This is a genomic window from Abiotrophia sp., from assembly GCF_057275535.1.
In genome coordinates, this window is sequence record NZ_DBHIRJ010000001.1 from 211,486 (window position 1) to 223,002 (window position 11,517).

The 11,517-nt window shown below is 46.3% G+C and carries 9 protein-coding genes; all 9 read right to left on the reverse strand.

Annotated elements, in window-relative coordinates; translation table 11 throughout:
* Positions 1–29: 29 nt before the first annotated feature.
* On the reverse strand, positions 30–1,151 hold the full coding sequence (gene dinB, locus ACO53F_RS00980) for a DNA polymerase IV (RefSeq protein ID WP_070755346.1): 1,122 nt from the start codon (positions 1,149–1,151) through the stop codon (positions 30–32).
* A 130-nt stretch (positions 1,152–1,281) separates the two neighbouring features.
* Positions 1,282–2,130 (reverse strand): ABC transporter ATP-binding protein, encoded by an 849-nt coding sequence (locus tag ACO53F_RS00985; protein ID WP_485136964.1) that lies wholly within the window; start codon positions 2,128–2,130, stop codon positions 1,282–1,284.
* Complete coding sequence (locus ACO53F_RS00990; protein WP_485136965.1) at positions 2,127–4,556, reverse strand: hypothetical protein; 2,430 nt, start codon at positions 4,554–4,556, stop codon at positions 2,127–2,129. Before ACO53F_RS00990 ends, ACO53F_RS00985 begins: the two co-directional genes overlap by 4 nt.
* A 398-nt stretch (positions 4,557–4,954) precedes the next feature.
* Positions 4,955–5,557 carry a superoxide dismutase gene (locus ACO53F_RS00995; protein ID WP_298078205.1) on the reverse strand — a complete coding sequence of 201 codons (603 nt, stop codon included), beginning with the start codon at positions 5,555–5,557 and terminating at the stop codon, positions 4,955–4,957.
* A gap of 137 nt (positions 5,558–5,694) precedes the next feature.
* Complete coding sequence (recD2, locus tag ACO53F_RS01000; protein WP_485136966.1) at positions 5,695–8,214, reverse strand: SF1B family DNA helicase RecD2; 2,520 nt, start codon at positions 8,212–8,214, stop codon at positions 5,695–5,697.
* Positions 8,215–8,249: 35 nt separating this feature from the next.
* Positions 8,250–8,666, reverse strand: coding sequence for a GNAT family N-acetyltransferase (locus ACO53F_RS01005; protein WP_485136967.1), 417 nt, complete (start codon positions 8,664–8,666; stop codon positions 8,250–8,252).
* Positions 8,659–9,786 carry a tRNA 2-thiouridine(34) synthase MnmA gene (gene mnmA / locus ACO53F_RS01010; RefSeq protein ID WP_485136968.1) on the reverse strand — a complete coding sequence of 376 codons (1,128 nt, stop codon included), beginning with the start codon at positions 9,784–9,786 and terminating at the stop codon, positions 8,659–8,661. The genes ACO53F_RS01005 and mnmA overlap by 8 nt, the downstream gene beginning before the upstream one ends.
* A 121-nt stretch (positions 9,787–9,907) precedes the next feature.
* Complete coding sequence (locus tag ACO53F_RS01015) at positions 9,908–10,243, reverse strand: hypothetical protein (protein WP_023390931.1); 336 nt, start codon at positions 10,241–10,243, stop codon at positions 9,908–9,910.
* A gap of 19 nt (positions 10,244–10,262) precedes the next feature.
* Complete coding sequence (locus ACO53F_RS01020; RefSeq protein WP_485136969.1) at positions 10,263–11,423, reverse strand: cysteine desulfurase family protein; 1,161 nt, start codon at positions 11,421–11,423, stop codon at positions 10,263–10,265.
* Positions 11,424–11,517: the final 94 nt, after the last annotated feature.

Here is an 11,517-nt window from a genome sequence, read left to right on the forward strand (position 1 = left end):
CAGTTATTTTAAAAAGTAACAGACCTGTTTTACATTTTTTCAAAAGATAATTGCGTATTGACCTTATCGAGCTGGATTAACCCAGCTGTAGAGACTCCCAGTAGGCGGACAGTCTTATGCAAATGACCGTGCAGCTCCCAGAGTTCCTGCACTGCCTGACTAATCACCTCTACATCTTGGCTAGGAGAGCCCAAGGATAGTTGACGCGTTAAGGTCTCGAAATCATCATAGCGAATCTTAAGCGTCACGGTCTGGGCGTGGAAATTCTTGGCCTTTAAGATTGCCACCACCCGCTTAGTCAGCTGGGTCAAGGCATCTAGAACCCCCTCTTCTTCCGCCAGAAACTGAATAAAGGTAGTCTCCTTGCCAATGGACTTGCGCTCACGATGGGGCTGGACCGGCGCATCATGGACACCGCGCACCTTGTAGTAGAGGGATTTGCCCATTTTACCAAAATGTTCAATCAGGTCTTCTAATTCAATTGCTCGCAAATCCGCCCCTGTCATAATCCCCCTCTGGTGAAAATAAGGTACTGACTGCCGCCCTACCCCATAGAACTTATCAATGGGTAGGTCATCTAAAAATTCCAAGGCTTGATCAGGTGTTACCACCGTAATGCCAAAGGGCTTACGGTAGTCAGAGGCAATTTTGGCTAGGAACTTATTATAGGACACCCCAATCGAACAGGTTAGGTTGAGTTCTGCCTTAATCTGAGCTTGAATACGCTGGGCTAAGTAGGTCGCACTTTGGATGCCCAGCTTATTATGGGTCACATCCAGATAGGCCTCGTCCAGGGACATGGGCTCAATCAAGTCCGTGTACTGGGCAAAAATCGCCCGAATCTGCTGAGACACTTCCTGATAGTGGGACCAATCGCCCGCGATAAAGACCGCATGGGGACAGCGTTTGAAGGCTTCAGCAGCCGTCATAGCCGAATGAATACCATATTCGCGCGCCTTATAGTTGCAAGTGGAGACGATTCCCCGACCTCCGGTTAACTTAGGATGCTTGGCAATCACAATAGGTTTGTGAGCAATCGCTGGATTATCCCGCGCCTCGACATTGGCATAGAAGGCATCCATATCCACATGCAGTATCTTACGTGATGTGTCCGGCACCGGATCCTTAAACTCTAAAATCCCATAGCGCATGATGCCCCTCCTCTCCCCTGTCATACTTCTCCTCTAGTATACGAAAATTTGTTCGTGTTTTCAAGTGGTGAGCTTGCCCCAGATAGCAATAAAAGGCAAGCAGCTAGATAGCTTGCTTGCCTTTTTATCATCAGTTCACTTGGAAAAGTTCACGGTAGACCTGTTCACTGCCAAACTGGCGAGGCTCAACTCCTATCAGAGTCAATCCCGCTCCTTCCAAACCACCTAAAGCTTGGCTCAGTTGGGAGGCAGATACAAGAAAGCTATGATCCGATAAGCGGCGAGTCCAATCATCGGCTAACTTTTCTTGAACAGTTATCACATAGTCACTCGTTTCACTTTGGGCCAAAGTGCGTTCAATAATTTGGCCTTCTTTAACAAATAGAATTCGACGAGTCATTCGGTCGATTTCGTCAAGATTATGCGAAGAAATCAATACCGTCATCCCCTTTTCGCGATTAAGTTGCATCACTAACTCTCGAATCCGAATCAGGCTAGTAGGATCTAAACCATTGTATGGTTCATCCAGAAAAAGTACTTGTGGACGGTGGAGAATAGCACAGGCAAAGAGCAAGTGTTGTTTCATTCCCAAGGAATAAGTCCCCACCGCTTGATCTAAATACCCTATCATTCCTACTCGTTCAGCCGTTTCAATAATGCTCTCTTTGGAGAATCCCTGGGCTAAGGCTATGTACTGAAGGTGGTCGTAGCCCGTTAGCTGTGGATAGAGAACACTATTATCTTGCATGAAACCAATCTTACGATAAAGTTCTTTACCTGCTGGCATGTAAAGACCAGCTACCTTTACTTGTCCCTCCGAATATGGCAATAAGCCCGTTAAGGCTGACAGTAAAGTCGTTTTACCTGCACCATTAGGTCCCACTAAGCCTACTACTTCCCCGGCCTCAATTTGAAAATTTACTTGCTTCAAAATCGCTTTACTGCCATAGGCAAGGCTCAGATTTTTCACTTCAATCATATACGGTCACGTCCTTTCAGAGTACAATGCAAGCACCTATTCAAAAACCAGCCTGCAAGACCACAGACTACTAGGCCAGTCCAATGAGTCAAAAGACCTTGACCTAAAGAAACAGAGAGGCGTCCGTCCAATACCGGGGCTAAATCCAAATAACGGAAGGGACTCATAGCCTGTGCCAGACTCGGCAATAAGAGAGTTGCCCCATAACCAATACCTAAGATTCCAGCGACTAAACTAATATAGATTGCAGTCGACTTAACCCATCTAGCAACAAAATGGCAAAGGCTATTAATAAAGTAAGTAACTGCAACAAACAGCGCAAAAGCCTCTAGATAGTAATACCAGCTAGGCATTATCTCAAAAAATTGATGAGTACTTGGCACACGCAAGCGCTGACCAATCAAACCACCACGCTGTTGGCCATCTACTAAATATCTGACCTGAGGTAACTGAATATGGCCTAAACCTGCTATTAAACTACCAGTCAAGGCAAGTAAGATTACTGACCCTAGCATTAGTAGAAACACTTGTTGAAGGCTTAAGCGTCGACGCAACTTAAGGAGATGCACCCTTGCTAGAGGCAAGGTTGCCTGGAATCGCCAGCGTCCGGTTTCTTTATCTAGCACAGTAGGCGCTACTAGGAAGATTACTAAAATAACCCAGAGTCCTAAATAGAGACGCTCTTCAAATAAGTTACCGACTATTCCTAGTGCAGAATAAGATTTCATAGGCTTGCTGACACGCGCTAGATAGGATTCAAAGACCGCAATATCAATCGAAAGTGGTGGCTGGTCCTCACCACTTCTTGGTGATTGCTCATAATTTGGAATATAGAGCGTCCAATATGGACCACCAGGCAGCTGAAAATCAATCCCATAATTTCGTTTCCACTCGGCTAACTGATAATTGATGTAAGCATTCGGCATAAAAATCCAGTCACGGATTGGCAATAAAGTTCTATCACCTTTGCCTTGTAGGAAGTCAACATCCTCTTTCAGTTCATCGTACTCCATTTCCGTGGCTAACTTGGTTTTCCCTTGTTTAAGTTCCTCAACAAGAGCTTCTTGGCGTTGAAAACTTGCTAGCGCTGCCTGATAAAGTTCTTCTGTTGGATAGGCCTGACGATAATCACTCAGATTAATCTTAAGCAACTCAGATTTTTGCGCAATGTTAGCTGCTTGTAATTGGTGGTACTGAATCCCCTGTGAAACTCCATAATAGAGGAAAAAGGCCAAGATGCACAAGCAAATTTGCCACCAAAGGTGACCTCTTAATAGCTTCAGCCATTCAAAACTTGTTTGGAAACGGCTAGAAGATAAGTCGTAACGGCGACGCGCTCGACCACGTTTAAGTACTGCATAGGATAGGGTTACTATCACCCGCCAGATACCAAGTAAGAGACCGAAAAGAATAACCGCTGTATAGAAGATTTCTAGGCTTGACTGGTGTAAAACAAAACCATTAATATCCCAGTAGCTAAAAATAGAATAAAAAGGATAGAAGTCAAAGAGGCGACTAAACTCAGCTAATAAAGTAACCGACACACCTAGACCTAGCCAAACTAATAAAAGCTCTTGCACCCATCGATTAATAAGTAGCAAAATAAGCCAGAAAAGAATTACCAGCCCTAACCAGAATAGATAGAGAGCCAAGATCCCCTGCCACAGGGGCCAACCAGGTGCCATAGGATAATGAAGTAAAGCCGTAAGGGGAAGTTGGTCAAAAAGAACATGATAGATAGCCCACCCAACTGCCATCGACAAACCATAGCCTAGTCCTAGGCACAAGAATACACCTAAGCGTCGGCTTAGCAAGCGACTATAAGGTACAGGTAAAGTTTTGAGAAAAGCCTGCTGATTAGCGAATAAATCTCTTAGGAGTGGTAACCCTACCAAATAGGAGAACAACAAAAGCAGTGGAATTCCCAACAAATAAGGAGAGAGTTGTGTCATTAGATAACTGGATTCTCGCGTTGTCTTGACATCCAAGCAACCGATTTGGTAATTGACCTGCCATTCGATAACAGGTAATTCTGCTTCAATCTGTTGACGCGAGATACTCAATAACTCCTTACCCTGATTATTGAGAGCTAATAGGGTTCGCCATATAGAAAGCTTGTCCTGGTTCACTCGATCCCATTCTTCATAATAGGCCGCCACACTGTAATCAAAACGTGACTTTTCTGCTTCCTTCAAGCTAACTAAAAGTGGATTTTCCTCTGATACTCCCTGCCTTTGCATGTTGGAGATGGACCAGTTCAAATCCGAAGCCAAACGATTGGCCTGTTGTCGCTCTTGATGCCTTAGGTCATGACTAACCTGTCCACGATATAGTCCTAGCCCTAGCATGGTCACAAGTGGCAAGATTAAGAGTAAGTAGACAAAGCGATGATTCTTTAAAAAGTGCCTAAGCTCTAGTTTGAACATTTTGCGACCTCCTCAAGGCTAAAATAGGTATAGATTAAAAAAACATTAAATATTAGTTAGATTGTATCCGATTTCCCGCTTACTTTCAAGATAATTTTATCCCACTTGAATAAAATCTATTGTTTGTTAAGCCAATGTTCGTAATTGAAGTATTTATTAGAATAGCTTATACCCTAAATGCTTCTATCTTTGAATACCTCTACTTATTCTCCTTAATCCAGTCTCTAAATCTATTGCACACTTAAATTCTTATAGGCTAATCTACAGTTTTCTATAAAATAGGTTAAATAATTTTCCTAGTCACCTTTACTTTAACAACGACCATCACTATCAAGTGACCTCTTAAATACAAAAAAGCTGAGACTTAAGTCTCAGCTTCTCTATGCGCTAGTCCAATATTAGCCCAAACGTGATGCTACCTTATCCCAGTTAACTACTGAGAAAAAGGCTTGGATATAGTCTGGACGACGGTTTTGATAGTGGAGGTAGTAAGCATGTTCCCACACATCTAAACCTAAAAGTGGCTTAAGCCCCAATTCTAATGGTGTGTCTTGATTAGCAGTAGATAGGACTTCTAAGTGACCGTCACGGTCTACAAGCCAAGCCCAACCAGAACCAAAGCGAGTCGCAGCTGCCTTAGCGAAAGCTTCTTTGAAGGCTTCAACAGAACCAAAGTCTGCTTCTAAGCGAGACTTAAGCCCAGCAGGAATAGCTGCTTCTGAACTTGGTGCTTGTAGGCTTTCCCAGAAGAAGCTGTGGTTGAAGTGACCCCCACCATTGTTACGGACCGCTGTTTGGATGCTTTCAGGCAAATCCTTAAGGTTAGCGACTAAGTCTTCGATAGACTTAGCTGCCAAGTCTGCGTGACCTTCTAAGGCTGCATTCAAGTTGTTAACATAGGTTTGGTGGTGCTTGGTGTGGTGAATTTCCATGGTGCGCGCGTCAAAAGCTGGTTCAAGCGCATCATAGGCGTATGGCAAGGCTGGTAATGTAAATGACATGGTCATTCCTCCTCGGATATAGTATACCTAGATTATATCATGCTCAGTAGAATAGACAATTATTTTGCACTTGGTAGCGTTTATTTCACAAACTCAAAGCATGAAAAAAGCCCCTTATTCGCTAAGAATAAAGGACTTTAGCAAGTTTGACTCTCAAAGTCGTAAGGGCTGATTCCCTCCATGCCAATCATGGGATCAATTTGTTCTATCAAATCCTGGCTTAAGCGGAAGATCTCTTGCTGCTTAGGTGCCCAGTCTCTTGATTGCACCGCAAGCGAAAAACTTGCCGCAGGACTAGCTTGAGGCGAGGCCTGATCTGTTACACTAACTTCAGCTTTTCCAGCATCTAGGCCTAAAACTTGGCTCTCTCCTGACGCTAGCTCTTGCTCTACCTTCTCTCCATGCGTCAGCCCAGCTAATTTAATTTCTAGCAGGTCCTTCAGGTTGGTACGGCGTGGATCACGATTCTGACTAACCGCTTGGACATAAGCGTCCGGGTCCCCCACCAAAACCAAACTCGCTTGCGCTCGGGTGACAGCTGTGTAAAGCAAGTCCTGGCGCAACATACGATAGTAGGCATCGACCAGAGGCAGTATAACTAGCGGATACTCGCTCCCCTGGGATTTGTGGACTGAACAACAGTAGGCCAAAGTCAACTGATCAAAATCTGACCGTCGATAGGTCAGTTCCTTATCGTCATCAAAAGCCACCACGACCTCTTCGCTCCCACTGCTAGACGCCTGTGCTGAGAAGACACCGACGATTTTCCCGATGTCCCCATTATAGACGCCTTCCTCTGCATTGTTGACCAACTGAAGCACCTTATCCCCCAGACGAAAAATTTGGTCGAAATACTCTAGTTGAGGTTTCTTGCGGCTAGGCGGATTGAAGAGTCCTTGCAAGAGTTGGTTAAGGGCGGTAATACCAGCAGGCCCCTTATACATTGGTGCCAGAACTTGCAGGGTATTGGCATCAAAGCCCCTCGTCAAGGCGTGGCCTACCACCTGTTCCACCACTTGAGCTACCTGCTGGGTCTTACAAGGGATAAAGGAGCGGTCAGGCTGTCTTTCCATAAGGTTCTGCGGTAGGCGTCCCTGGCGAATCTGATGGGCTAGTTGAATAATGGAACTATCTTGGGCTTGGCGATAAATCTTAGTCAGACTAATAGTAGGAATCACCCCAGACTCAATCAAGTCTGAAAAGACTTTACCTGGCCCGACCGAAGGCAATTGATGCTTATCCCCTACCAGAATAACTTGAATTCGGTAGCCAATGGCCATCCAAAGCCAATTCATCAACCAAGTATCCACCATAGACATTTCATCCACTACCAGTAGCTGACCTTCCAGTGGCGTCGGATCAAAGCCCTCCACTGTGGTCTCACGATTGAACCCAATCAGCCGGTGGATGGTGGAAGCCGGTATATCCGTCATTTCCTGCATACGCTTGGCTGCTCGACCTGTTGGGGCGGCTAACAAGACGGGGCCAGTCTGATAAGGATTGGTCACATCGCCCTGATGATAGCCATGCAAGAGGCGGTGGAGCGTCAAAATTCCACGTATCAAGGTCGTCTTCCCCGTACCTGGACCACCCGTAATCACGGAAAGTGGCGATTGCATGGCTAGAATCATGGCCTGGCGTTGAGTTTCATCATAGTCGATTCCCGTCTCACGGGCTACTTGATCCAGCTTGTCTTCAATTTCTGTCTTGCTGAAAGTCTCCACTTCTTCATACTGGAAGAAGTCGCTGATGCGACCTACGATTCCCATCTCGGCATGATAAAGACTTGGCAACATAATGCCTTGGTCCAAGGAATAGAGCGTCCCTTCCAAGATAGCCAAGTCCAAGGCTTCTACTAATCGCTCTTCCTCAATCAGAAAAGACCGACTACGTTCTAGAATCTTGGTAGCAAGTGCCAGCAAACGTGGCCGCTGGACATAGGTGTCTCCTGACCGCAAGCAAACTTCGGATACGGCCGTGTAGAGTCCCGCCACCAAACGTGTGACAGCGTCAGCCTCAATACCAAGTTGTTCAGCTAGGGCATCAGCCTTATTGAAACCAACCCCTTCTACCTTGGCCACTAGGGCGTAGGGATTATTCTCAATCGTGGCCAGCGTTTGATCCTTGAAGGTCTGATAAATTTTATCCGCCAGCTTAGGTCCAAAACCCCACTCTGTTAGCTGCAAGAAGATGCGTTCAGTTCCCTGGTGTTGGCGCAAGGTTTGGGCTAGTACTTGGCGTTTGTCTGGCGTTAAGCCTTTGACTGATTTGAGGCAGTCTGGATCTTGTAAGATTAAATCAATAGCTTCTAGCCCCAACTGATCCACGATCCTTTGGGCTAGAGTTTTACCAATCCCCGTGAAGCGGGCACTAGAAAGAAATTCTACTAGTCCCGCTTCAGAAGTTGGCGCTACTTGTTGGTAGCGACTAACCGCAAATTGCTCGCCATAACGTGGATGCACGGTCACTTGGCCAAAGAATTCATAGGCCGTATCGAGATGCAAGGCTGCAAATTGACCCGTACAAGTAACATAGTCCTCGCTTATTAGGTCGTTGTCCGTCTCTAGCACCTTAACCCGTAGCACCTTATAAAGGTTCTGTGGGTTTTCGAAAAAGACCGATTCAACTTCGCCAATCAAACGTATTTGCTCAGCCATAAGCGGCCTCCTTTCTTAAGGCTAGGTGATGAGACTTAGGGCTTAAACCAGCGCATCCCAATATTGCCTGGAATAACTTGAAAACCAAATTGCTGATAGAGTCGGTCGGCTGGTTCCTTAGCCATCAAGCAGACATAAGCAGACGGATCCGCATTCGCTATGAGCCAGTCAGTGACAGCTTGCATCAGGGCCTTACCCAGACCTTGACCTTGGAAATCAGGTGCCACCATGACCGAATTGATCATATAAGATAAGGCACCGTCCCCAGCAATCCGGGCAAAACAAACCAGCCGCTGACCCTGGTAGGCGCAAATCATATAGAGGGAATTAGCTAGCGCGCGTTCAGCCACTTCTTGAGGGGGTTTAGCCCCCAAGCCTGTAGCAATCCGCAAATCAAGATAGTCTTGGACAGTCGGAATAGCCTCAGTCCAACGAAGTTGCTCCTTAGACATATTGGCGTTGCACCCCATCTTTGTAGGCCGCATCAATCAGCCCGCCACCCAGACACTCTTGGCCATCATAGAAGACCACTGCCTGCCCCGGTGTAATGGCCCGGACTGGTTCATCAAAAATAACAGTCGCCTGTGTCTTATCTTGGCTGAGCTTAACCGTCACTCCAATATCTTGTTGGCGGTAGCGGAACTTGGCCGTGCATCGGAATTCTTCTGGCACATCCGACAAATTAGGCGCTGTAAAGGATACTTCACTAGCCGTCAGATAGTCTGAATAGAGATTTGGATGATGGAAGCCCTGACCTACATAGAGGGTTTGCGTGGTTTGATCCTTACCAATGACAAACCAAGGTTCATTGCTAGTGCCACCGCCACCAATCCCTAAGCCTTGACGTTGGCCAATAGTATAGTACATAAGCCCCATGTGCTTGCCCTTGACTTGGCCATCTAGGGTCACCATTTTACCCGGTTTATTGGGTAGGTAGTTGGAAAGAAATTCATTGAAATCCCGTTCTCCAATGAAGCAGACACCGGTTGAATCCTTCTTCTTGGCAGTCGCCAAGCCGGCCTCTTCTGCTAAGGCACGAACTTCAGACTTCTGCAAATGGCCCAAAGGGAAGAGCGCCTTCTGGAGTTGGGCTTGGGAGAGTTGACTAAGGAAGTAGGTTTGGTCCTTATTATTATCTAGGCCACGCAAGAGGTGGACTACTCCATTTTCATCGCGCTCCGAACGAGCATAGTGCCCCATGGCAATATAGTCTGCCCCTAATTCCATAGCATAATCTAGGAAGGCCTTGAATTTGACTTCCTTGTTACACATCACATCTGGGTTAGGCGTACGCCCCGCCCGATATTCGCGTAAGAAATATTCAAAGACCCGGTCCCAATATTCTTTCTCGAAGTTAACAGAATAATAGGGAATTCCAATTTTCTCCGCGACTTTGACTACGTCTTGGTAGTCTTCAGTCGCTGTACAGTGACCATTTTCGTCAGTATCGTCCCAGTTTTTCATGAAGAGGCCGATGACTTCATAGCCCTGCTCCTTGAGTAGCAAGGCAGCGACAGAAGAATCTACGCCTCCGCTCATACCCAAAACGACACGTTTTCCATTTGTTGACATTGTTCTTTTCCTTTCTTTCTCTCTATGGATAACTCCGTGGAAGGCAGAGCATCCTGACATATGTGCTTAATTGATAACAGAAGAAGAGAACGAAAGCACTCTCTCGTTCTCCCCACTTAGGCTAGACTTCAGTTAAAACGTTACGCTCAACGAAACCGTCAAAGATAAAGTTAATCTTCTCTACAACCATTTCATTATGAGCTAACTTGGTCACATCGACAGCAGTTAAACCCTTGTTATTTACGGTTGAGATTTTGAGGGTCTTCAAGTCCTTGTTAACCAAGACCTTGAGCACCAAGCCATCACGGTGGTGGCTGTCTAGAGGACGTTTGTATTGGAAGTTACCGCCAGTTGACTCGGTAAAGCCATTGTCCCGCAAAGTATAAGGTTTGCAGGCTGGGTTGATTTCGAAGGTACGGTTAAAACCTTTTAAGGTTGCTTGTTTGGTGAATGCCATAATTCATCGCCTTTCTTGTTTACTTTTGTTGTCTTGCTTTTAAGAGGCCAAGTTGTTTGACCACTTGGTCTAAGTCTGCTTGCGTCACGTCCAACCCCATGGTCAGACGAATACTTTCACGCTGCCGGTCTTCCTGGTCAGGATAGTAACCCTTAAGGACTCGACTAGGTTCTAGACTACCTGCCGAACAGGCTGACCCAGCCGAAACATAAATCTTAGCCAAATCTAAATGGATTAGGACCTGACTAGCCTTGAGGCCTTTGAGCCAGAGATTAAGGAAGCCTGGCAAATGATGCGCCTGCGGTCGGTTGACTTGATAATCAATTCCTGCTCGAGTTAGCTCCTCCAAGAAGTAAGCTTCCAAGTTTGCCAAATGCGCTTGTCGCTGCTCCGCTTCTGCTAGAGATAGATGGATAGCTTGAGCCAAGCCCTGAATATAGGCTAGATTCTCAGTTCCAGCTCGCATACCAGCTTCTTGCCCGCCACCTATCAAGTAAGGTTGCAGCCCTGGTTGATCTTGCCATGCTTGGAAGTAGAGTAAGCCGATTCCTTTAGGCCCACCCAGCTTATGGCCCGATAGGCTCCAAGAAGTGGCTATCTGGTCTAGTTGCCAAGGCAGTTTGGTAATCCCTTGAACCAAGTCAACATGGAAAAAATAACCGCGCTGACGAGCTTCTTGTGCCAAGCCAGGAATGGGGTAAATGGCGCCTACTTCATTGTTGACCGCCATGGCTACCCAGCCACTAGTATCTTCCTGACTAGCCGCTAGAAATTGGTCAATCAGGTCTTGGTCACTGCCCCCATCTTGGGGTTGAATCCAGGAAATGGTCCAGCCCTGTTCTTCTAAACGCTTGAGAGCTAAATCCACAGAGGGATGTTCTACAGCCAAAGCCACCAAGTGAGGCGCTTTCCCCACTGCAAGAGCACTTTGAGCCTGAGACCAGATAGCCCAGTTATTAGCTTCTGTCGCTCCTGACGTGAAGTAGAGGCAAGACCCTGAGGCTAAGCCCAAATCCTGAGCAATGGTCTCACGAGCCTGTTTGAGCGCATACTTGGCAGACTTGCCCAATTGATAAGTGCTAGAGGGATTCCCATAAAGTTGGGATAAGGAGCTTGTGATAGCTTGGACAACTTCCGGACGAACAGGTGTTGTCGCCGCATAATCAAGATAAATAGCCATCTTGGCCTCCTCCTCTCAGACTAGACTTTCTTTCTTATTATAGCACACTCCCAGCCTTTCGCCTATCCATAAGTTTGGTCAGAAGATTTGTGTC